This is a genomic window from Umezakia ovalisporum Ak1311 (assembly GCF_029891685.1).
Classification (GTDB): domain Bacteria; phylum Cyanobacteriota; class Cyanobacteriia; order Cyanobacteriales; family Nostocaceae; genus Umezakia; species Umezakia ovalisporum.
Genome location: NZ_JANQDJ010000086.1, coordinates 81,489 through 102,516, shown reverse-complemented (window position 1 = coordinate 102,516; position 21,028 = coordinate 81,489). Strand labels below are relative to the sequence as shown.

22 protein-coding genes, 1 tRNA gene and 1 pseudogene are annotated in these 21,028 nt (G+C 41.5%); 6 read left to right on the top strand and 18 right to left on the bottom strand.

From position 1 onward, the window contains the following. Positions 1-180 precede the first annotated feature (180 nt). Together NWP25_RS17310 and NWP25_RS17305 are read right to left on the bottom strand one after the other, a co-directional pair. A complete protein-coding gene (locus tag NWP25_RS17310; protein ID WP_280652635.1) occupies positions 181-531 on the bottom strand; it encodes a carbon dioxide-concentrating mechanism protein CcmK in 351 nt (116 codons plus the stop codon). Between the two features lie 311 nt (positions 532-842). Next, positions 843-1,151, bottom strand: a complete 309-nt coding sequence (locus NWP25_RS17305; RefSeq protein WP_280652636.1) for a carbon dioxide-concentrating mechanism protein CcmK — start codon at positions 1,149-1,151, stop codon at positions 843-845. A 113-nt stretch (positions 1,152-1,264) separates the two neighbouring features. Between NWP25_RS17305 and NWP25_RS17300 the strand changes: the two genes are divergently transcribed. Continuing rightward, positions 1,265-2,152 carry an alpha/beta fold hydrolase gene (locus tag NWP25_RS17300; protein WP_280699889.1) on the top strand — a complete coding sequence of 296 codons (888 nt, stop codon included), beginning with the start codon at positions 1,265-1,267 and terminating at the stop codon, positions 2,150-2,152. Positions 2,153-2,301: 149 nt separating this feature from the next. Here the strand turns inward: NWP25_RS17300 and NWP25_RS17295 are convergent, their stop codons facing one another. Together NWP25_RS17295 and NWP25_RS17290 are read right to left on the bottom strand one after the other, a co-directional pair. Then, positions 2,302-2,880 (bottom strand): hypothetical protein, encoded by a 579-nt coding sequence (locus tag NWP25_RS17295; RefSeq protein ID WP_280657295.1) that lies wholly within the window; start codon positions 2,878-2,880, stop codon positions 2,302-2,304. A gap of 124 nt (positions 2,881-3,004) precedes the next feature. Further along, entirely contained in the window at positions 3,005-3,139 is a 135-nt protein-coding gene (locus NWP25_RS17290; RefSeq protein WP_280652638.1) for an AAA family ATPase, read from the bottom strand. A 372-nt stretch (positions 3,140-3,511) separates the two neighbouring features. On the opposite strand from NWP25_RS17290, the gene NWP25_RS17285 reads away from it, so the two are divergent. Next, a complete protein-coding gene (locus NWP25_RS17285) occupies positions 3,512-4,933 on the top strand; it encodes a sodium/glutamate symporter (RefSeq protein WP_280699859.1) in 1,422 nt (473 codons plus the stop codon). Positions 4,934-5,042: 109 nt separating this feature from the next. On the opposite strand, the gene NWP25_RS17280 is transcribed toward NWP25_RS17285, so the two are convergent. The 8 genes from NWP25_RS17280 to NWP25_RS17245 form a co-directional block, all read right to left on the bottom strand. Next, positions 5,043-5,357 carry a zinc ribbon domain-containing protein gene (locus NWP25_RS17280; protein ID WP_280657297.1) on the bottom strand — a complete coding sequence of 105 codons (315 nt, stop codon included), beginning with the start codon at positions 5,355-5,357 and terminating at the stop codon, positions 5,043-5,045. A gap of 14 nt (positions 5,358-5,371) precedes the next feature. Beyond that, positions 5,372-6,313, bottom strand: coding sequence for a LysR family transcriptional regulator (locus NWP25_RS17275; protein ID WP_280686532.1), 942 nt, complete (start codon positions 6,311-6,313; stop codon positions 5,372-5,374). A gap of 274 nt (positions 6,314-6,587) precedes the next feature. After that, entirely contained in the window at positions 6,588-7,388 is an 801-nt protein-coding gene (locus NWP25_RS17270) for a BMC domain-containing protein (protein ID WP_280652642.1), read from the bottom strand. 47 nt (positions 7,389-7,435) lie between these two features. Beyond that, positions 7,436-8,176 (bottom strand): LbetaH domain-containing protein, encoded by a 741-nt coding sequence (locus NWP25_RS17265; protein ID WP_280652643.1) that lies wholly within the window; start codon positions 8,174-8,176, stop codon positions 7,436-7,438. A gap of 105 nt (positions 8,177-8,281) precedes the next feature. Further along, a complete protein-coding gene (locus NWP25_RS17260) occupies positions 8,282-9,937 on the bottom strand; it encodes a ribulose bisphosphate carboxylase small subunit (protein WP_280699856.1) in 1,656 nt (551 codons plus the stop codon). 79 nt (positions 9,938-10,016) lie between these two features. After that, positions 10,017-10,319: a EutN/CcmL family microcompartment protein gene (locus tag NWP25_RS17255; RefSeq protein ID WP_280652645.1), complete on the bottom strand. Its 303-nt coding sequence runs from the start codon at positions 10,317-10,319 to the stop codon at positions 10,017-10,019. 6 nt (positions 10,320-10,325) lie between these two features. After that, on the bottom strand, positions 10,326-10,670 hold the full coding sequence (locus NWP25_RS17250; RefSeq protein WP_039748664.1) for a carbon dioxide-concentrating mechanism protein CcmK: 345 nt from the start codon (positions 10,668-10,670) through the stop codon (positions 10,326-10,328). A 93-nt stretch (positions 10,671-10,763) separates the two neighbouring features. Continuing rightward, positions 10,764-11,072 carry a carbon dioxide-concentrating mechanism protein CcmK gene (locus NWP25_RS17245; RefSeq protein ID WP_200987804.1) on the bottom strand — a complete coding sequence of 103 codons (309 nt, stop codon included), beginning with the start codon at positions 11,070-11,072 and terminating at the stop codon, positions 10,764-10,766. A gap of 876 nt (positions 11,073-11,948) precedes the next feature. Here NWP25_RS17245 and NWP25_RS17240 point away from each other — a divergent pair. Beyond that, positions 11,949-12,020 (top strand) — tRNA-Thr (locus NWP25_RS17240). Positions 12,021-12,033: 13 nt separating this feature from the next. Here NWP25_RS17240 and NWP25_RS17235 read toward each other — a convergent pair. The 6 genes from NWP25_RS17235 to NWP25_RS17210 all read right to left on the bottom strand — a co-directional run bounded on the left by NWP25_RS17235 (position 12,034) and on the right by NWP25_RS17210 (position 14,458). After that, positions 12,034-12,201, bottom strand: a complete 168-nt coding sequence (locus NWP25_RS17235) for a hypothetical protein (RefSeq protein WP_280652646.1) — start codon at positions 12,199-12,201, stop codon at positions 12,034-12,036. Further along, complete coding sequence (locus NWP25_RS17230; RefSeq protein WP_280652647.1) at positions 12,198-12,572, bottom strand: hypothetical protein; 375 nt, start codon at positions 12,570-12,572, stop codon at positions 12,198-12,200. Before NWP25_RS17230 ends, NWP25_RS17235 begins: the two co-directional genes overlap by 4 nt. A gap of 93 nt (positions 12,573-12,665) precedes the next feature. Continuing rightward, positions 12,666-12,806 (bottom strand): hypothetical protein, encoded by a 141-nt coding sequence (locus NWP25_RS17225; RefSeq protein WP_280652648.1) that lies wholly within the window; start codon positions 12,804-12,806, stop codon positions 12,666-12,668. Positions 12,807-12,817: 11 nt separating this feature from the next. Then, on the bottom strand, positions 12,818-13,045 hold the full coding sequence (locus NWP25_RS17220; protein WP_280652649.1) for a hypothetical protein: 228 nt from the start codon (positions 13,043-13,045) through the stop codon (positions 12,818-12,820). 42 nt (positions 13,046-13,087) lie between these two features. Beyond that, the gene (locus tag NWP25_RS17215) at positions 13,088-13,423 is read right to left on the bottom strand and encodes a hypothetical protein (RefSeq protein ID WP_280652650.1); all 336 of its coding nucleotides are present in this window, start codon (positions 13,421-13,423) and stop codon (positions 13,088-13,090) included. A gap of 177 nt (positions 13,424-13,600) precedes the next feature. Beyond that, the gene (locus NWP25_RS17210) at positions 13,601-14,458 is read right to left on the bottom strand and encodes a hypothetical protein (RefSeq protein ID WP_280657300.1); all 858 of its coding nucleotides are present in this window, start codon (positions 14,456-14,458) and stop codon (positions 13,601-13,603) included. 350 nt (positions 14,459-14,808) lie between these two features. On the opposite strand from NWP25_RS17210, the pseudogene NWP25_RS17205 reads away from it, so the two are divergent. From NWP25_RS17205 to NWP25_RS17195, 3 genes and pseudogenes are all read left to right on the top strand, one after another. Then, positions 14,809-16,007: pseudogene (locus NWP25_RS17205) on the top strand (transposase); the annotation flags it as partial. 1,574 nt (positions 16,008-17,581) lie between these two features. Continuing rightward, positions 17,582-19,453 carry an NAD(P)H-quinone oxidoreductase subunit F gene (locus NWP25_RS17200; protein ID WP_280699855.1) on the top strand — a complete coding sequence of 624 codons (1,872 nt, stop codon included), beginning with the start codon at positions 17,582-17,584 and terminating at the stop codon, positions 19,451-19,453. A gap of 44 nt (positions 19,454-19,497) precedes the next feature. Continuing rightward, a complete protein-coding gene (locus NWP25_RS17195; RefSeq protein WP_280699888.1) occupies positions 19,498-20,997 on the top strand; it encodes an NADH-quinone oxidoreductase subunit M in 1,500 nt (499 codons plus the stop codon). Positions 20,998-21,028 lie beyond the last annotated feature (31 nt).

Below are 21,028 nucleotides of genomic sequence, written 5' to 3'. Positions count from 1 at the left end.
TAGACTTTCCCCCGTAGATTCTTAGCTTCTGTGTCGAAGAAGTTTACACCCAGGGAAATAAGAGCTTTTTTGAATTATCCTGGTGTACACAGGTCATTAGTCAACAGTTAAAGGTTAATTGTTAATAACTTCTTAACATTTTAACTCTTAACTTTTGACTAATAACTAATCAATGTAACCTCATAACCTGTTGGATGAGCGCACAATCGGATTTTCTACAGAATCCCGATACTGTTGGACTTGATCTGTATAAGCAATAGGTAAAACCGCTTCTACGTTTTCATGGGGACGCGGAATAATTACCCAAGATTCAAGAGTACCGCCATAAACATTTTCTGCGGCTTCAACACCAGCTGCCATAGCAGTTTTCACCTCAGAAACATCGCCGCGAATATTTACCGTAAAACGAGCGCTACCTACTCTGATGTAACCGACTAGAGTCACGCGACCTGCTTTAACCATCGCATCAGCTGCTGCTAATACAGCCGGAAAACCTTTCGTTTCGAGTGAGCCAACAGCCTGTAATGACATTAGTGATCTCCTGTATGAATAAATGTATGTGATGGGACAAATGTATACTCCTCAGCAAGGCTGAGAATTTGAAGGACTGTCAAGGAACACATTTTAAAACCTTTATAGGGTAAAGATTTGACATGGTAAATCTGAATGTATTTCTTGTATTCGTTGCTGGCCTATAATCGCGATTTTTGGCCACCCACATCTTCCACTACTCCCTTGATGACAACTGTCATTGGGTGGGTACTGCTTAACATTCGCTGAAACCTTAATTTTTAAGTTATTACCAGTGTTCACCCTGGGGTTGTTGAGAATGGTGCAACATATCAGATACGGAACGGTTCAGATTTTGCCGTGAAGTGGATTGGTAAAATTGTTTCCACGTTTTCCGGAGGGTTGGGAACAATGTAGTGAGTAATTACTTTCCCACCATGAGCTTGTTCTCCAGCTAATATTCCCGCATCTACGGCTGTTTTAACTTCTGCAACCTGTCCCCGAACAGCGACTAACAAGCGAGCGCTTTCAGCTTGACCATAATACACAAGTGTGACTGCGGCAGATTTAACCATTGCATCGGCTGCTGCTAGTACAGCAGGAAAGCCTAGGGTTTCAATTACGCCAACCGCCATTGGCATGGCATTAGCTCCTGAATCGAAAAAATAAAGTGATATTAATTGTACGAGGCTTTCGTACCAATTTTGACATTTCGGAAAATTTTCTCCTACTTTCTGCTGTACACTTAAAAATTATGTTCCCCAGTTTCTTGCCTACCACAGTTAGCCAACTAACAGAATCTACCTCCATTGCCTTGGCTCAAAGTATTCAAAGTCAAGCCATCACCACTACTCTAACTAACCAACCAATTACCACAACCTACGTTCGACAAGGTAGTGGTGGCACCCCTATTTTATTGATTCACGGCTTCGACAGTTCTGTGTTGGAATTTCGTCGGCTTTTGCCACTACTGGCCAGGGATAATGAAACCTGGGCTATGGATTTATTAGGCTTTGGGTTTACAAACAGAATCACCGATGTGCAATTTAGTCCTCTGGCTATTAAAATTCATCTGTATCATTTCTGGAAAAGCCTAATTAACCAACCTGTGATCTTGGTTGGTGCTTCTATGGGGGGTGCAGTCGCCATTGATTTTACCTTGACTCACCCAGAGGTCGTCAACAAACTGGTGTTATTAGACAGCGCTGGTTTAAAAACGGGTTCTCCCTTAAGCAAATTCATGTTTCCCCCTTTAGATTCTTTAGCAGCTAGTTTCTTGCGTAATCCTCATGTACGCCATCGCATTTCCCGCACTGCTTACAAAAATAAGTTACTCGCTTCACTTGATGCTCAAGTGTGTGGCGCATTACACCTAGAAATGCCCCATTGGAGTCAAGCGTTAATCGCCTTCACCAAAAGCGGAGGTTATGGTGCTTTTAAATCGTGGCAACTTTCGGGGGTTATACCACCAACTTTAATTTTATGGGGTGATGCAGATCAAATTTTGGGTACACTCGATGCCAAAAAATTCAACAAAGCAATTCCCAATAGTCAACTCACTTGGATCACAGACTCTGGTCACGTCCCACACTTAGAACAGCCACAAATCACCGCCCAGCACATTTTAGAGTTTTGTAATTAATCTGAAAACCTTCCCCACTAAGAAGTTGGTCACAAACGCAAGAAATATCAGTCTATGTTCTATACCCCCATATAAGTTAACATAACCAGTTGCAAATTAAGTTAGCGCAGACCCTCTAAAAGAGAAATTACGAATTACAAATTACAAACCTAGTCATACAACCAAGTATTCTCGGCAAAATTATCATCTTCTCTTTTACGTTCTATCAGATGTTCAGGAATCCTACGTGATTTTCTGTAGTTAACTGGGCTGTATTTTTCCTTGACTTTAATTGCTGACTTTTCTTCTTTTGCCGGGTTTGGAGAGTTTTTGCTTTTGACTTGGACTGGGGAATTACTTTCTTCTAGAAGTTTAGAATTAGCTTCTGCAAGATGTAATGCAGTTTGTTTAGCTTCGTGCAGTTCTTTAGTCAAACGTTCTATTAGTAACTGTTTTTCATCCAAGGCTGATTGTAAATCTACAATTTGCTGGTGTAAAACTTTTTCTTTATTTTGAGATTTTTCCAGAGTTTGTTTTAATTCTTGGACAGTAGTTTCTAAATCCTTTTGACTAGACATAGCATCCTGGAGAGGAGTTAGTTTTTCTGATGGACTAGGTAATTCCTCTGTTGCTAAAAAACTCTGTTCGGTAACTTCCTCAGATGTAACTTCAATGGCAGCTTCATTTGCAAGTGTTATCAATTTTTGTGCTTCTTCTTGTATTAATTCAGAAAGATATTTTTTAACCATTATTTCCTCCAATTATACTGGAATTCATCAGTTATATGACCGGAGTCTTAAACTGCATTCTTTGCATTATTTAATCACCATTAAATAATAGCCATCGCCTCTAGTTCTGACTTCGCTTTGCCTATTAACTAGCAAAAGCTTGAATATCTGCATCAATAATAAAATTGCTATTTTCCGCGAAATTTGCAGCCACATTAAATACCACAGTCGTTTTACCGACTTCTCCCTGACGGTTGAGAATAACGATAATTTTAGACAATGCCTTTTTCCCAGGCTGCCTTACATAAATATACCTCTTTATGTGGCATCCCATGACAAAAAATTATAAAAATAAAAATCAGCAGTTATCCTCTTCTCCCCTATCTGCCAATGATACAATTTATCCCTCAATCACTGCAATCTCCACAAGATATTGCCTATTGCCAAAATTTATAGTACTTTGAGGCCTGTAGCTGTAACCAAATTTAATATTACGAATTAGGAGTTACCTTAGCGAAAAGCTCTTCTCCGAAAGGGACATTACGAATTACAAATTACTAAACCTTGCCAAGATACCAAGACTCAGAGAGAATCAAAAGATACAAATTCATCTTCTCTTTGTGTAAAGTTGCTTCAGGTAACTGCTATAAATATGTTCAAACTCATAGATGTATTCTGGGCTTATATTTTCATCGCTATATTAATTCTAGTGGGACGATTGGTCAGGCAGCACTTAAGGATATTGCGATCGCTATACGTACCCAGTTCCATTGTTGCTGGTATGATTGCCTTACTTCTGGGCAAAAGTGCTTTGGGTGCCATTGTCCAAGGAATAAATCCAGAATCTCCCCTTGCTCAAGGTATATTTTCCGCAAATATCCAGGCTGTATGGTCACAATCACCCGGTATTTTTATTAATGTGGTTTTTGCAACCCTGTTTCTTGGTCAATATGTTCCTACTTTGCAGGAGTTTTGGCGTAAAGCAGCCCCACAGGTGGCTTTTGGTCAAACCTTAGCATGGGGTCAATATGTAGTAGGGATATTATTGACAATCACAATATTAACACCAGTTTTTGGTTTACCATCAATTACAGCCTGTTTAATTGAAGTCGCCTTTGAAGGGGGACACGGTACAGCAGCAGGAATGGCGGGAACTTTTACAGAATTAGGTTTTGCAGCCGGTGCTGATTTATCTTTAGCCTTGGCAACGGTAGGTTTAGTTTCAGGAGTGGTTGCAGGTACATTTCTAATTCATTGGGGACGCCATACCGGACGCGTCCAAATCGGCCGGGAATTATCAGTCAAGGGGGAAAATCCCGAAACTCAACCACCACAGGAAGAAGCTAATATCACAATTGCCAGAGAGAATTTAGTCCGGGACTTACTAATTGATCCATTATCACTTAATTTCGGTTTTGTCGGACTAGCGATCGCCATTGGCTGGCTAATTTTAGAGGCGTTGCGGTGGTTTGAATCCATCACCTGGGGCAGAAGTGGGCTATTATTAATGTCCTATGTGCCACTATTCCCCATCGCCTTAATTGGGGGAATTATCCTACAATATATTCTTCTCCGTACAAGACGCACCTACCTAATTAGTCGTCCTCTCATGGAGCGCATTGGCGGACTAGCGTTAGATATCACCATTGTCACAGCACTTGCCAGCATTTCTCTATCTGTACTGGGAGATAATCTTTTTCCTTTTCTCTTATTGTCCATAGCCGGTATTACCTGGAATATCTGTGCTTTTGTCTTTTTAGGCCCTCGTCTTCTACCTGTTTACTGGTTTGAACGTGGCATTGGCGACATGGGACAATCTATGGGTGTTACTTCCACTGGATTATTACTCATGCGAATGGTAGACCCAGATAATGAATCTGGTGCTTTTGAAAGTTTTGCTTACAAACAATTACTATTTGAACCCATTGTAGGTGGTGGTTTATTTACAGCCGCAGCACCGCCGTTAATTGTGAGGTTTGGCCCCATACCAATTTTGGTATTAACAGGAGCAATTTTGGTATTCTGGCTCATATTTGGTTTTTATAACTGTCAACAGCTCACAAAAAATAGCTGATAGCATTTTGCCACCCACGATTTGCCCCTGCGGACAGAAAAACCCCAGCAGGGGTGAACAAACTCCCCTGATTGACGCTCCCACCCCTTCAAGGGGTGGGATTCTTGTTTCATTCAGCCGACTTGTTTAGAGGAGTTTCCCCCGCTATATAGAAGTCCTTCTGTCCACAAGCTTTAGATTCTGTAGGCCCCACAGTACTTTTTAGTCCTTTGTTCAAAAACATAATTGCTGTATTGTGGTCATGGTGCATAATTGTCCTGCAACAATGACATTTCTGAGTAGGAGTAGACAACGACTTTTTAACCCCTGTTCCACAAACACCACAATCTTGAGATGTATACTGTGGTGCAACTGCTATCGCCCAAGTATCAAAAACTTGGGAATAGTGGTCTAAATTTGCGGTGTAATTGGTTAATTTTTCCATGCCAAATCTTGATATTAATCATTGATATCCTCACCTTTACTTACAGCAGAAAATCCACTTTCCTCAACAAACTTTTTTGCCGCTTCCAGTAGATACTCATAATAAGTATGAGCAACAATAGATAACTGTTTTCCCGATGGATACACCATATACCAAGTCCGCTTAATAGGAAAGTGTTGCACATCCAAAATACTGAACTCCGAAGAGTCTGGCATTAAAGTATGGCGCGATAAAACAGAAATTCCTAAACCTCCAGCGATGGCTTGTTTAATCGCTTCATTGCTGCCCAATTCCAGTTTAACTTTTACTTTTACCCTATGCTCGTCAAAAAGTTGTTGCACAGCGCGACGAGTTCCTGAACCCGGCTCGCGCATAATAAAAGGTTCATTTGTCAAGCTTTCTATAGGGATATTTCTTTCTTTTGCTAAAGGATGATTAACAGGTGCAAATACTACTAACGGATTATCTAAAAATGGCTCACAGATGACATCTAGATTTTCTGGCACTTGACTCATAATGTACAAGTCATCCATGTTATTGACCATCCTTTCCAAGATTTTTTCATGGTTTGTGACTTGTAACGAAATTTCAATTCCTGGATAAAGTTGACAAAATGGCCCTAATAACCTGGGTATAAAATACTTTGCCGTTGTAATCACTGCCAAACGCAATTGCCCCTGTTTTAGACCCTTTAAATTTGCCACACTCATTTCAAACTGGGCTATAGTTTCAAAAATTTGGCGACAAGTGGCAAATAATTCCTGTCCTGCTTCTGTCAAAAAGAGACGTTTTCCCACCTGCTCAAATAATGGCAACCCTACGGATTTTGTGAGCTGTTTAATTTGCATAGAGACAGTGGGCTGGGTCAGAAATAATTCCTCAGCAGCACGAGTAAAGCTACTGTGCCGTGCTGCCGCCTCAAACACCTTCAACTGGTGTAGCGTCGCCTGCTTCAAGGGTAATTCTCCTCTAATAGCAATTTATATCTATAAATCTAGTATCACTGAACACTTGCCGATGATGCCGAATCACTCATACAAAGTTATGAACTTTAGTATAGATGAAAATCTATTAACGTTATTAGAAGAAAGTTGTTTTACTTATGGTGTTCACAAGTTAATATCAAAACAATAAGCAAAGCGTAAGATACCTTCCAGCCCAAGATGAATGTTGAATGATGAAAACTGAATGAGAATTGCTAACAATTCATCATTTACCCATCTGAATTCATCATTCATCCTTCCATATTTCTTCTGTCACTTTTGTGGGTATTTGCGACAAATCAGGCAATTGCAGCACTTCTATTTCGGCAACCTGCTCCTGGACATCCACGGGTATATTCAATGGTTCGCGGTGTTCAATCCAACAACTTGCTAAAGGCAAGGTGTTCTCCATTTCATCCAATGGTCGAGGAATCACCATTACTGCATTCAATTCGCCAATGCGTTCTGCTTCAAACATTCCAGCCTCCACTGCCACGGCTACATTTGCCACAGTCCCACGAATAATCGCCGTACACAAACCCCCACCAATTTTCTCATAAGCTGCTAAATGAACATCAGCAGATTTCAGCATAGCATCACAAGCACCAACCATTGCCGGAAAACCACGTGTTTCCACTAAACCAATAGCTAAGTTGCTTAAACTACTTTGATTACCTTCTTCCATCAATTTACTCAGGCGGGTAGTGATGGGCAGCACTATCTCCAGGTTAGGATAAGGACGAGGAATTACCAAACTAGAAACCAATTGACCAAACTGTTCAGCAGTTTGAACACCAGCTTCCACTGCTAAACGTACATCAGCAATCCCACCCCGAACAATAGCCGTACACTGACCACTACCAATTTTTTCATACCCCACTAAATGAACACCAGCGGATTTGAGCATCATATCAGCTGTTCCCACAATAGCGGGAAAGCTGCTGGTAGATACTAAACCCAAAGCAGAATTCTTTAGACTATCTTTCAGAGTATCTCGTCGCCGGGATTTCTGAATGGTGCTAATAGAGTGTTGATTAGATGTTTCCATGTGAATTTTCCCAGTTACTCACGAAACTGACAACTTACAATTAACACTTACTCAGAGTGATCTTCAGAAATGCGGTCATTTAAGCTTTGCCTATGGGGAAACAATGTAACTAATAACCTATTTATACTTCCTTGACCATAAATTTGGTTCCCGAAACTATTAGGCGATTGTGTGGGAGGTTCACTTAATTCAGGCGCTTGGGTAATGTAGTTGGTAGCGTTGGGATTTTCTTCTACAAGTGGAGGCTGGCTTTTCGATGTGGGCGAAGACTCAGAAGACTGAGAAGAAGAAATAGACTGGTCTTTAAACTTCCAGTAAGCCGACGCTGAAACCCTCGTTGAGGAAATTACTGTCTCCTCATGTGCTTCCAAACTACTTTCAACTTCTGGCTGTTGTTCAGTACCGCTATTCACACCATTGTTAGTTTCCTGAATTTGCCGACTGGTGTCCCCCAAAATTGAACCGGGTGCGATCACTGCTCCCGCCTCAACAGAACAGTTAAAAACTGTTGTTGCTGAACCAATACAAGCATTTGCGCCAATTTTGCCTTTCCCAATCATCAAAAAACCGGCTCCCAAGTTTGCGCCTGCTTCTATCTCCAGGATGCCTTCGCTAACTTGGATAATTGACCCCATACCAATACAGACCCCAGGGCCGATGATAATCTTGCTGTTTACAGCCGCTTGAAGTATCACTCCAGGCGCAAGTACTGCGCTGGGATGAACAGTCACCTCGCCACTTATGTAAGGGTCGAAGTTGTTGCTGAGGTGCAGTGGCGGCACAGACATGGGAATTTTAACCTCGGAAGCCGGAAAAATGTCAATGGTGAGTTGTGGTGAGTGGTGAAATAAAAAGTCCCTACCCTCTATTTCCCACTCTTCACTTCCCTCTATTTAAGGACGTTGGATAATCGTCTCTAAGACTCGGCGTTTCGCTTTGGTATCGATACCAATCAAACGCACATATTCCCCTGGGTGTTGAGCGAGGTATCCTTCCACAGTAGCCATCGCTTCTCTTTCAGAGGTGGTGTCTATTTGTCCACAGCTAGCCCAAGAACCTGTGCGGAATCGTCTTTGGTCTACATGTTCAGCACTAACTTTATAACCACCAGCCAAAATTTGCTTAATTTGTTCTACCACTTCTGTACTCAATTTAGTACTGGTCACAGTGGCGGTGGCAGTGCTGGAACTTCCTTTGCTTGAGGATTGTTTGCTTCCAGATGCAACAACATGACCGTTTGGTCTTTGGATAATGGTTTCTAAAACCCGCCGTTTCGCTTTGCCATCGATACCAATCAAGCGCACATATTCCCCTTGATGGGTTTCTATACATTCTTCTAAAGCGGCGATCACTTCATTTGTAGAAGTTGATTCTATAGGCTTACAGCTGTTCCAGGAACCAGTCCGGAAACGTCGCTCATCTACGTGTTCTGTACCAATTCTGTAACCGTTGGACAGCAAATTACGAACTTGCTCTATGGTTTCGCTACTCAGTAAGCTACTACTAGCAACCCGACCATTACCGTTACCGCTGTAGTGACCATTGCCATTACTAGCAGATGCGGCAAAGCTGCTGCTATTAATCGAATTCACTATTCCATCGGGCCGTTGAATAATGGTTTCTAAAACCCGTCGTCTACCACTGTCAATACCAAACAAACGGACATATTCTCCGCTATGGTCTCTCAAACAGCTTTCTAAAGCAGCCATCGCCTCCCCTATTGATCCAGGTTGAATCGGCTGGCAACTTTGCCAACAACCAGTGCGGAACCGTCTTTGGTCTACATGTTCTGTACCAATTTTATATCCTTGTTCTAAAAGATAGCGCACCTGTTCTGTTATTTCTGCACCCAAGCTATTACTTGACACTTCACTACTCCTTTCTAGCTCTAAAACACTAATACCAGTATTTGTATAAGATTTAGCAATCTCATCCCGAATGGGTGCAATACATTTGGTATCCGCAGCACATCGATAACCTGTTCTTAAAGACTGATTCACCCCGACCACATGATGAGCGAATTGCTGATCCTCAGGTTCAGCATCTGGTAATCGGTCAGCTTGCTGCTGAGTAGTAATTATCGCTCCCGAAGGTACATACTTACCCGGGGGAATTTCTACATCTTGTATTAAAGCGTGCATCATGACGATGCAACCTGCACCTACTCTGGCGTTAAATACCGTGGAGCGAAAGCCAATGAAAGAATTATCTCCTACATAGGCTGGCCCATGAATCAGTGCCATGTGGGTAATGGAAACATTTGTACCAATCCATACCGAGTATTTATCCTGGTCATCGCCAATTACTCGGCCTTGCTCCAATCCATGAATTACTACACCATCTTGAATATTAGTATTTTCGCCAATATGAAAAGGTGTGCCTTCATCCGCTCTAATCGAGGTCCCCGGAGCAACGATTACATTCGCGCCTATCCGCACATCTCCAATCAGACTGGCAGCTGGATGTACAAATGTGGTTTCATGGACTTTTGGCTCGGCTAAATTCCTCGACCACGGGGTTGGGGGTGCCGCCGTGCTGCGGACTACCATTGCAAGACTCCTCCTGAATTAAGCTTATTGTCGTTGGGTTTTCATCATTAGTCTTCAACTCATGACTAATGACTAGTTGCTATCGATACTGGTCTTTTTTACTGTATATGAGGCGACCCTCCAAGTGAATGGTATCAATGATCGCCACTACTGCTGCATCCAAAGGACGTTGTTCATTGCCGAGAATTTGACGAGCGGCACTGCCACGAGTGACAAGCACCCACTCATCTACTCCTGCACCTACTGTATCTGCTGCTACCTCGTAGTTTTGCAGGACATTGCCTTCTTCATCTACTAATTGCAACAACAGTAGTTTGACACCTCTAAGACTTGGATCTTTTTGCGTCCCTACCACTGTGCCGCGAACTTTGGCAATTTGCATTAGAGATTACGGTCTTCTACCGAAAGGACGAATCGCGTTCACATTTTCCCGGAATTGTTCTACATCTTCGGTATACCGAATTGGTAGCACGTATTCCAAGTTTTCATGGGGACGAGCAATGATATGGGTAGATAATACTTGTCCGCCGTTGACTCGTTTGACAGATTCTACTCCTGCACCCACCGAAGCTTGTACTTCAGAAACGTCACCCCGAACGATGACTGTTACTCGACCGCTACCAATCTTTTCATAGCCTACCAAAGTAACGCGTGCGGCTTTCACCATCGCATCAGCAGCTTCCACCACTGCCGGAAAACCCAGCGTTTCTACCATTCCTACTGCGATTGACATTAGTTTTAATCCTGAATTAAATTTCTTACCCCTTAGCAAAAGCGCCGCTCAAGACAGCAACCCCACCTATTACTTTGTTTGTTTAATCAGCTTTTAAGTACGGAATTGTTCTACTGCTTCCGTATACCGAATTGGTAGCACGTATTCCAAGTTTTCGTGGGGACGGGCAATGATGTGAGTAGATAGTACTTCACCGCCGTTAACTCTTCTAGCCGCGTCTATGCCCGCTGCAACTGATGCTTGTACTTCAGATACATCTCCCCGCACAATCACAGTTACTCTAGCACTACCAATTTTTTCATATCCCACCAAAGTAACCCGCGCTGCTTTCACCATCGCATCAGCAGCTTCTACCACTGCTGGAAAACCCTTTGTCTCAATCATTCCAACTGCAATTGGCATCGCAGAACTCCTAAAAATTTCATCCAATCAGTACTGTGTTTTGAAATGTTTAACGGGAAGAGCTAATCTTTAACCATAAAAACACTTCTAAGTTAAGCATAGGAAAGCTTGGTCTCCCTGGCAATATAAATTAGTATAATTGTTTATAATAAAAAACTTTTAAAAAACTTAACAAAAATTTATAGCGGATTCTACTCAATGGAAGTTGATTAATTCCTAAAGTAGCCAGTTATGCTATATGATTTCTTTTATCATACCTGCCATAAAACCACCCAAAGCTCCCGGCTCTGGATATGGGGACTTAGCCAATTTAAAGACTTCTCAGATTTGCCTTAATTGTAGGATAGAAGCAGACAGTGAAGATGCTTAATCAGTCCTTTTCTACCATTCATGCCAGAGGTAAACTTGTCCCCCTAGATGGAAAATCAATCAATTGACGGACTGTTGGATAAGTCAAAACCTATAAGATTGTACCACACACCACATGCAAAACAATAGGCTTATCCGCAAATGGCAAATGCTGACGGTAACTGGGCTTGACAAATTCAGGATGAATCCTAGATGTAACCCTTCTGGGACATGGACTTGTTTACTTGTATGCTAACCAGCCCGGTCTACTGTCAAAACAATGCGCTTATCTTTACCAACACTGAATTATTGGGCAAAATTCCTACACATTCTTATTCCAAATGTATCATTTCAGTGCAACCGGAAACAATATAAAAGCTAGATTCTGCATTTTCATACTGGTGTAAAATCCCGCCATAAAAATTGTCAACTCCTTTCCCCATAAAGACTTGAAAGACTGCAGTTGCATTATTTGTGAGAAATGCAGGTTATGTAACAAAACAATAAGTTGCACATACCTTTGTATACGCCGATGTGACTCAGTGGTAGAGCAGCTGATTAGTAATCAGCAGGCGACGGGTTCAAATCCCGTCATCGGCTTAAGGGTTACGAATTATAGTCTTATTCCCTTACCAGTCTTGATGATGTCGTTATCTCCCTGGACAGTAATGATATCATCCCCATTACCTGTGTTAATGCGGTCATTACCGCTACCAGTAGTAATAATTTGATTTCCATTACCTGTTGTGATGGTGTTATCACCGCCAGTAGTTGTAATCACACTATTCCCGTTACCTGTGGTAATACTGTCCTTCCCGCTACCAGTAGTAATAATTTGATTGCCATGTTTAGTCTATCGTTCCCCCCATTACCCACAATTGAAACCTGAGAATTAGGAATGACTATAGGATTAATCAGCGTCATGGTATCATTGCCAGAACCCAACATAAAGTTGATTCTTTCCACACTACTGAAGCCATTCCCACCAGGTATAAAGTCTTGCAGATTAATATTTAAATTCAAGTCATCAGTACGCTGTGAGAAATCTTGAACAAAGCTATCCCTACCTTGACCACCATCGAAGAAGACAGAAGCCGTCACAGTTTCACCTGCTGAGATGATGTCATGACCAGAACCTAAATACAGATTCATCCTTTGCACTCCCTGATAGTCTATAGCTACGGTTAAACCAGTAATGGCTATTTCAGCAATATTTACACTCCGTCCAACTGTATCCCCCTGATTTTAGACATTTAAAGTATTTGTGCCATCACCACCCTCGATAATCAATGAGTGCGGAGAATTATTAGCACCCTGACTCACAGGAAGATTATTTAACGTCACTGTATCGTTACCAGAACCCAAAATCAGTCGGATTTCTTGCACATTAGCATAGCTCAGGGTTCCAGCCAGAGTGCTGCCGAGTTTTGCGGGTTAATGGTCAGATTTAAATCATTAATGTCGTTGGAGAAATCTTGAGCAAATCTATTTTTGCCCCCGCCACCATCAACAAACACAGAAGTCATCACCGTTGCAACAGCTAAAACCTGGTCATCACCAGAACCCATGTTCAGGTTAATATTTTCCAGATTACTATAGTTAATCCCCGACCCCAACCCAGTCATAGCGGTTGGGGTAATATTTACAGTCCTTCCAACAGTATCCCCTTAATTATTGATATTTAAGGTATTAGTTCCCGTACCACCATCAACAGTTACAAGTTCAGCAAATTGATTGAGAGTATTACCGCCATTACCAAAATTAATCACATCATTACCAACACTGGTATTGATTGTAGTCACTTGAGCCGCTTCATTGAGATTAATAGTATCCCCATCATCCCCGGTGGTAACAGTTAAACTATTGCCTGTGATACCACCATTCAAACTCACAGCAACCCCAGTACCCACATCACCAGTACCTAAATCTGCTTCCATAACAACATTGCCCGAAGCATCCAAAATAGAGTTATCCCCCAGGGTAACATCGTCGCTAGCTTGCAAGGTAATATTTACACCTGTAGTCCTGAGAACAACACCATTACGGATAATTATATAATCATCATTTCTAGCAGATTCAGTTTCAGTGGCTGTAATAGTGATATCTGCGTTAGAGATAATATCAGCTGTTTGGATAACAGGACTACGAGCTAAAATATTAACACTACCAGTGGTAGTTACTTACCCCATAGTTAAAGCCCCAACATTTTCCAGGTAGAGTGACCCACTAAGGTTAATGCTACTTGCCATCATCTCCCCCTGATTATGAATATAAGCATTACCACCAGTGTCACTTACATTCAGTTGACTCACCGCAGTTTGTACTACATTACCTTCACTTCCAATATTTCCAGTGCCATTTACAGATAGAAAATTGGCTGTAATCCCTGTATTTGAAGTGGTGATAGTCCCATTAGCAGTGATATTAATCTCTGTACCAGTAGCAATAACATTATTGAGGGTATTTGCTGTCAAAGATACTTTATCACCTTGCACATCATCTGCATTCATGGTGTCAGCTGTGATATTAATCTGTTTACCTCTAGCAGTAACAGCAGTCAAATTAGAACCTGTAGCATTGATATTAATGTTACAGCCATCAGCAACCCCTGCAATTAAAGTTGTATTTTGACCACTAATTTCTACATCAATATCCTTCAAAGCATTGAGGGTGATATTTTCAGAAGTCAGCGCAGCACCATTAGTTCTCAGACTACCACCTTTGAGAGTACCATCGGCATCAAAGTAACCAGTGGAAGTGACTACTAAACTATTGCTATTGAGTGGAGCATTCAATACCACGTCCGCACCAACACTAATTTCCATATTGGGAGCAATGCTGGACATAGCAGCAATGTCGATATTACCCAAGTCCCTTTGAGATTTGAGAATCAATTTATTCGCACCCACATTAAAACTAGTGCTAGTGCGATCGCTTTCTAACTCACCCGCAGCTTTGACTAACTTAATTCCCCCTGCTAACTCTGACCGCATTTTAGCCTTGAGGTTTAAACCACCGTTGTCACTAACCGCAGTCATGTACAGTTCTACACGTTTATAATGATGGTTCTGGGCAACTACATTCCGGTCAGCCTAATCAACATATATGATTTTATTCTCAGGAATACCAGAACCTGTATCCTCTAAGACCACATAACCATATTGACCCTCAGCATTTTGACAAGTGTAAACTACACTGTCATTAGGATTAACTTTGTAGTAAGTACCCCCACTATTCTCATCATGGTAGACATATCTACCTGTTTGAGTTTCCCTTTCATGGTAAGAAACCGTATTTAAAATAGGTACTAGATTTCAATACTGTAGCCAAAAAAAAGTATAAAAAAGAGGGCTGATGTAGTAGAGTTATAGTCTTCCAAAACAAGGGGACTGGTGGTAGTTATCGGACGGTAATCAGATTCTTTCATACAGTTATACCGTGGGCAACGGTGTTCTGGGTGTTTTTTCGGCGGCATTTGTTTTGCCCAAATGATGTTTATTTGTTGGCAGGAGACGAAGTAGTAATAAGCAAAGTTGGGAAGAAGACCTATGGATTAGATAAGTTCTTTTCCAGTCTAATAAGTAAACCAATATCAAGTATTTCTTTGTTTACACTATCATTAGTAAGTGTTCAACAAAGACACTCATTTCCGATTAAGATAGAACAGGTAATCAAGAGGGATGTAGAAAAAAGTATTGTTTCCCTAAGCCCAGAAATAAAACCTAAAGGGAAACGTGGGCGCGGACGACCAAAAGGCAGTAATAACAAAAATAAACAGGAGGTAATTCTTACATCTGAATTACTCAGTATTCAGCAGATGATTAATGAGCTATTTAAATTAATAGCTAACTTTATTCCTCTGACTTACTCAGTTGTAGATAGTCACTTTGGTAACAATAATGCTTTGCAGATGGCTAGGCAGGTAAAGTTACACATAATTTCCAAGTTACCCCACGATTGGCCATTATATATACCTTACCAACATCCTGACTCTAATCATCGTTCGCGTCGTAAATACGGAGGTAAGCTCGACTGGCGTAATATTCCCCAGGAATATTTGCGTCACAGTAGTATTGATTCAGATATTCAAACAGATACTTATCAAGCTACCTTACTACACAAAGAATTTGCCCAGTCCCTGAATGTAGTTATTTTGGTGAAAACTAATCTCAAAACTAATGCTAGTAGTCACGTAATTCTTTTTCTAGTGACCTAACTTTATCATATGAAAAAATAATTGACTACTATAAACTGCGTTTCCAAATCGAATTTAATTTCCGGCATGCTAAACAGTTTTGGGGATTGGAGGATTTTATGAACAGTGGTCAAAGTGCGGTGACTAATGCTGTCAACCTTTCATTTTTTATGGTCAATTTGTCTCATTATCTTCTAGCTCAGTTCTGTCAAGATAATCCTGGTTCTGGCATTGTTGATCTTAAGGCTTACTGTCGTGGTTTTCGATATGTTCGTGAAATGTTAAAAATGCTTCTAGAACCACCAGAGCCTATTTTGTTATCCCAGATTTTTGCCAAGCTTACCTCTCTTGGTCGTATTCACAATACTTCTACAGCCGTTGAACCCTCGTAATTTGGCTACAGTATTGTAAATTAATAAGCATTGTTTGCCAAACTGAGCATTCCCGCCATGGCATTTCTGCTGGTTTTGTCGTAAGTATTCTTTGTGGTTTGATTGCTTGTTGTCACCAACCCAAGAAGTGACCCCTACAGTTAGACTCACTTGGATTTGGATTAGGTTTTAGTTCCTTCTTCTTAACCCCAACTGAGATTAATTGACATTCTTCCGGGTTAAGTTACTGTCACTCCAAGTCATACTGACTTGGTGCTCTAAAACTAGTCTTAATTAATTACCTCCTTGATGTATGTGTTCGTTATGGTACACTATTTCTTTTATTAATGCCAAGCTAATAGAGAATCCATCTTAAATCATCAACACAATTAAACGTCGGGCATTTTATTTAATGAGAAAAGAGTTTCTTGGGTTGCTATAACTGGCTACTTTCTGGACTTTGAGTTATTTTGTGAGGGCGGCTAGCTATATCTGTACTGAAACACTCAAACGCTATGTTGCTCAACACAGAGAATAGTCAAAATGATTGAAGGGCAAAGGTATTATTAACTGGCTTTTATCCCTTGCCTAAAGAAGGGTTAATTTTTTACCCCCACATCCAAAACTTAACCCCAAGGTTTTTCAGGTTATTTCCTTATATGAGCCTATTTCAACTAATGCCACAGTATGGTAGTTTGTTATTGTATAAGTAAAGGCGTGTTTATTGATGGCTGGGGGTTTTGAAGGACTAAGTGACCTTGAATGGAAGCTTTTTAATAATGATGTATTCCCTGAAAAACTATCTAAGGGTGGAAAAGGAATGCCTCACGCTCCGTATCTTTATGTATTAAATAGCTTATTCTACATCCTAATTACAGAGTGTCGATGTGTGATTTACCAAGGGTAGATATATGGGCATCTAAAAGCTCCTCTCACTGATGGTTAAAGCGGTGGCGCACAGATGGAACATTTGAACATTTAAGGGCACGGATATTAGCCATCCCATCTGAGAAAGGCTTGATAAAATGGGATTTTGGGGCTGTAGACGACTCCTTTTCCCCCTGGGAAGGGAGGAGGTAATGATGTTGCTTACGGGGTAAAGGGTACTAGCTATGGGGAGTGCCAAGCAAGGGAGAAATTAAGCCCCAAATACCTAAAGAAGTTTGGAAAAGCCAGAAAAATAGGGGGGAGACCGATTAAAATATCAATTCCAAAGTTCCAACAAGAACGTTGTTTTGCATTGTATCAACGTAAGTATCGTCGTTTAGCTGTCCGATGGCAAAGTAAAAAAGTATATTTCGATTCCTTTATTGACATAGGGACTATCGGTATATGGATTCAAACAATTTGATTAGTGGGATAGGTTATTGTGAGTATAAATAAAAGTAATTGCGTTTGAATATGTATATGTATATGTAAAGTTATATTCGTATTATAACTTTACAAGCTAAGTAAATAAAAAATACTTATTTAAAATTTCAGCAAAAATTGTTAAAAAACAATAGATTATATCTTGGTATAACTCTTTTTAAATAAATGATTGTTTTAAAATATTTAAGCAAAAAATCAAGGCTGAGTCGTCAAGGAAAGTCTCAATGAATCAGTTTCTATCTTCAACAAGTTGGTGGGTGCCACTTTATAGCTTAATTGGCGCAATTGTAACTTTGCCATGGGGAATGGGAATTATTCGGCGTACAGGCCCAAGACCTGCGGCTTACTTCAACTTGTTAACTACTTTTGCGGGTTTTGTCCATAGCCTGTTGGTATTTAGGCACATTTGGGATAGAGAACCAGAAACTTTGCTAATTAACTGGTTTCAGGCTGCGGACTTTAACTTATCATTTGCGTTGGAAATTTCACCAGTTAGCATCGGCGCAACTGTCTTAATTACGGGATTAAGTCTGCTGGCACAAGTGTATGCCTTGGGATATATGGATAAGGAGTGGTCCCTGGCTCGTTTCTTTGCTCTATTTGGCTTTTTTGAAATGGCGCTGACTGCTTTGGCTATTAGTGATTCTTTGTTTCTTAGCTATGCTCTGTTGGAGGTTCTCACTGTTTCAACTTACCTTTTGGTGGGTTTCTGGTATGCTCAACCTTTGGTGGTAACGGCAGCGCGAGATGCTTTTTTTACTAAGCGAGTGGGTGATTTGCTGCTGTTAATGGCTGTGGTGACTCTTTCGAGTTTGGCTGGTAGTTTGAATTTTTCTGATTTATATGAATGGGCACAAAGGGCTGTTTTAAGTCCACTGACATCGACGTTGTTGGGTTTGGCTTTGATTGCTGGACCTGTGGGTAAATGTGCTCAATTTCCTTTGCATTTGTGGTTGGATGAAGCTATGGAGGGACCTAACCCGGCTTCTGTGATGCGGAATTCTCTGGTGGTGGCTGGTGGTGCTTATTTGTTGTACAAACTTCAACCACTATTAATTTTGTCGCCAGTTGCTTTAGATTCGTTGGTTGTTATAGGAACTTTGACGGCGGTGGGGGCATCTTTGGTGTCCCTGGCGCAAACGGATATTAAGCGATCGCTATGTCATTCTACTAGTGCATATATGGGGTTGGTGTTTTTGGCTGTTGGCCAAAAAACGGAACTAACTGAGCAAGGTGGTGTGGCGTTAATGTTGCTCTTAAGTCATGCTCTGGCTAAAGCTCTTTTGTTTATGAGTTCTGGTTCGGTTATCTATACTACTAGCACTCAAGATTTGACGGAAATGGGTGGTCTGTGGTCTCGGATGCCGGCTACTACTACGGCGTTTGTTGTGGGTGCTGCTGGTATGGTTTGTCTTTTACCTCTGGGTGGTTTCTGGTCTATGCTGGCATGGGCTGAGGGTTTGGTTCATGTTTGCCCTTGGGTAATTGGGGTTTTAGTGTTTGTCAATGGTATTACGGCTTTGAATTTGACGCGAGTTTTTAGATTAATTTTTTGGGGTGAGTCACAACAAAAAACTCGTCGGGCTCCGGAGGTTGGTTGGCTAATGGCTTTGCCTATGGTTGCTCTAAGTGTGGTGATTTTACTGTTGCCTCTGATGTTACAGCTATGGGGTCTTTTGCCTGGTTGGGACGGTGTTGATTGGTATGTGTTGTTGCTTTTGTTTTGTTCTTCTGTGATGGGTGTGGGTATAGGGTCTACTTTGTATTTGCATAAGGCTTGGTCTCGGTCTAGGGTTTTGGTGTGGAGGTTTGTTCAGGATTTGTTGGGTTATGATTTTTACATTGATAGGGTTTACAAGTTAACTGTTGTTAATGCGGTGGCTTTTCTATCAAGGGTTTCGGCTTGGTGCGATCGCTATGTTGTTGATGGTTTTGTGAATTTGGTGGGGTTTGCTACGTTTCTGGGTGGTCAAGGTTTAAGGTACAGCATTTCTGGTCAATTCCAGGGGTATATGTTGACGATAGTGGTAGTGATTTTTGTTCTGGTTTTTTTGGTTGGCTGGTCTTTGGGTTTGCTGAATCTTTTGCTTTTTTAATTGTGTTGAGTTAATTTTTGTTTTGCTTTTGGTTGGTAATGCTTATGTTGAGTGTGCTGATTTTACTACCGTTGTTGGGTGCGGTTTTTTTTGGTTTCTGGCCTGCTGATATGAGTGGGAGGCTTTGTCGGATGGTGGCTTTGGTTTTTGCTGTGATGATTTTTCTGTGGACTATTGTGCTGGTTTTTATTTTTAATCCGGGTGAGGTTAATGAGCAGTTTGTTGAGTTTTTTCCTTGGATAGATTCTTTGGGTCTGAGTTATGCTCTGGGGGTGGATGGTTTGTCTCTACCGTTGGTGGTTTTGAATGGTTTGTTGACTGGTGTTGCTGTTTACTGTAGTGGTGATTCTTTTGCGCGTCCTAGGTTTTATTACTGTTTGGTGTTGTTGTTATGTGCTGGGGTTATGGGTGCGTTTTTGGCGCAGGATTTACTTCTGTTTTTCTTTTTTTATGAGTTGGAATTAATTCCTTTGTATCTGTTGATTGCTATTTGGGGGGGTGGAAGGCGGGGTTATGCGGCTACGAAGTTTCTGATTTATACGGCTGTGTCTGGTGTGTTGATTTTGGCGAGTTTCTTGGGTATGGTTTGGCTGGGCGGTTCTTCTAGTTTTGCTTTGGGTGGTTTGAATACGACTAGTTTGCCTTTGGGGTCTCAGTTGTTGCTGTTGGCTGGGGTTTTGGTGGGTTTTGGTATTAAGATTCCTCTGGTTCCGTTTCATACGTGGTTACCAGATGCCCATGTGGAGGCTTCTACTCCTATTTCTGTGCTGTTGGCGGGGGTGTTGTTGAAGTTGGGAACTTATGGTTTGCTGCGCTTTGGTATGTTTTTGTTGCCGGGGGCTTGGTTTTTTTTGGCTCCTTGGTTGGCTGGTTGGGCTGTGGTGTGTGTTCTGTTTGGGTCATGCTGTGCTATTGCTCAGTCTGATATGAAAAAAATGGTGGCTTATGGTTCTGTTGGACATATGGGCTATGTTTTGTTGGGGGCGGCGGCGGGGACTCCTTTGAGTGTTTTGGGGGCTGTTGTGCAAATGATTAGTCACGGTTTGATTTCTGCTTTGCTGTTTCTGCTGGTGGGGGTTGTTTATGAGAAGGCTGGTAGTCGGGATTTGAATGTGGTTGGTGGTTTGTTTAATCCGGAGCGTGGTTTGCCTGTGGTTGGTAGTTTGATGGTTTTGGGGGTGATGGCTGGTGCTGGTGTTCCGGGTATGGTGGGGTTTGTTTCTGAGTTTATGGTTTTTAGGGGCTGTTTTGAGGTTTTTCCTGTGCAATGTCTTTTATCTATGTTTGGTACGGGTTTGACTGGGGTTTATTTTTTGATTTTGATGAATGGTGCTTTTTTTGGGCGTCTGTCTGCTGGGGTTTCTGTTTTGCCTAGGGTGTTTTGGGGCGATCGCTTTCCTGCTGTAATTTTAGCTGTGCTTATTGTGTTTTTTGGGGTTCAACCGGGGTGGTTGGTGCGTTGGTGTGAGCCTACGATTAAGGCTATGGTTAATGCTGTTTATGTGGTGGGTGGTGTGTTTTTGGATGGGGGGTATGGGGGGTAGGGTTTGGATGGGTGTGTTTTTGTTTTTTGTG

What these genes read in the sequence shown, in the direction of transcription:
- NWP25_RS17310 (WP_280652635.1), bottom strand. Translation starts at nt 531, where the DNA reads ATGTCATTACAGGCTGTTGGCTCACTCGAAACGAAAGGTTTTCCGGCT.
- NWP25_RS17305 (WP_280652636.1), bottom strand. Translation starts at nt 1,151, where the DNA reads ATGCCAATGGCGGTTGGCGTAATTGAAACCCTAGGCTTTCCTGCTGTA.
- NWP25_RS17300 (WP_280699889.1), top strand. Translation starts at nt 1,265, where the DNA reads ATGTTCCCCAGTTTCTTGCCTACCACAGTTAGCCAACTAACAGAATCT.
- NWP25_RS17295 (WP_280657295.1), bottom strand. Translation starts at nt 2,880, where the DNA reads ATGGTTAAAAAATATCTTTCTGAATTAATACAAGAAGAAGCACAAAAA.
- NWP25_RS17285 (WP_280699859.1), top strand. Translation starts at nt 3,512, where the DNA reads ATGTTCAAACTCATAGATGTATTCTGGGCTTATATTTTCATCGCTATA.
- NWP25_RS17280 (WP_280657297.1), bottom strand. Translation starts at nt 5,357, where the DNA reads ATGGAAAAATTAACCAATTACACCGCAAATTTAGACCACTATTCCCAA.
- NWP25_RS17270 (WP_280652642.1), bottom strand. Translation starts at nt 7,388, where the DNA reads ATGGAAACATCTAATCAACACTCTATTAGCACCATTCAGAAATCCCGG.
- NWP25_RS17265 (WP_280652643.1), bottom strand. Translation starts at nt 8,176, where the DNA reads ATGTCTGTGCCGCCACTGCACCTCAGCAACAACTTCGACCCTTACATA.
- NWP25_RS17260 (WP_280699856.1), bottom strand. Translation starts at nt 9,937, where the DNA reads ATGGTAGTCCGCAGCACGGCGGCACCCCCAACCCCGTGGTCGAGGAAT.
- NWP25_RS17255 (WP_280652645.1), bottom strand. Translation starts at nt 10,319, where the DNA reads ATGCAAATTGCCAAAGTTCGCGGCACAGTGGTAGGGACGCAAAAAGAT.
- NWP25_RS17250 (WP_039748664.1), bottom strand. Translation starts at nt 10,670, where the DNA reads ATGTCAATCGCAGTAGGAATGGTAGAAACGCTGGGTTTTCCGGCAGTG.
- NWP25_RS17245 (WP_200987804.1), bottom strand. Translation starts at nt 11,072, where the DNA reads ATGCCAATTGCAGTTGGAATGATTGAGACAAAGGGTTTTCCAGCAGTG.
- NWP25_RS17230 (WP_280652647.1), bottom strand. Translation starts at nt 12,572, where the DNA reads ATGAATCTGTATTTAGGTTCTGGTCATGACATCATCTCAGCAGGTGAA.
- NWP25_RS17220 (WP_280652649.1), bottom strand. Translation starts at nt 13,045, where the DNA reads ATGACTGGGTTGGGGTCGGGGATTAACTATAGTAATCTGGAAAATATT.
- NWP25_RS17210 (WP_280657300.1), bottom strand. Translation starts at nt 14,458, where the DNA reads ATGACTGCGGTTAGTGACAACGGTGGTTTAAACCTCAAGGCTAAAATG.
- NWP25_RS17200 (WP_280699855.1), top strand. Translation starts at nt 17,582, where the DNA reads ATGAATCAGTTTCTATCTTCAACAAGTTGGTGGGTGCCACTTTATAGC.
- NWP25_RS17195 (WP_280699888.1), top strand. Translation starts at nt 19,498, where the DNA reads ATGTTGAGTGTGCTGATTTTACTACCGTTGTTGGGTGCGGTTTTTTTT.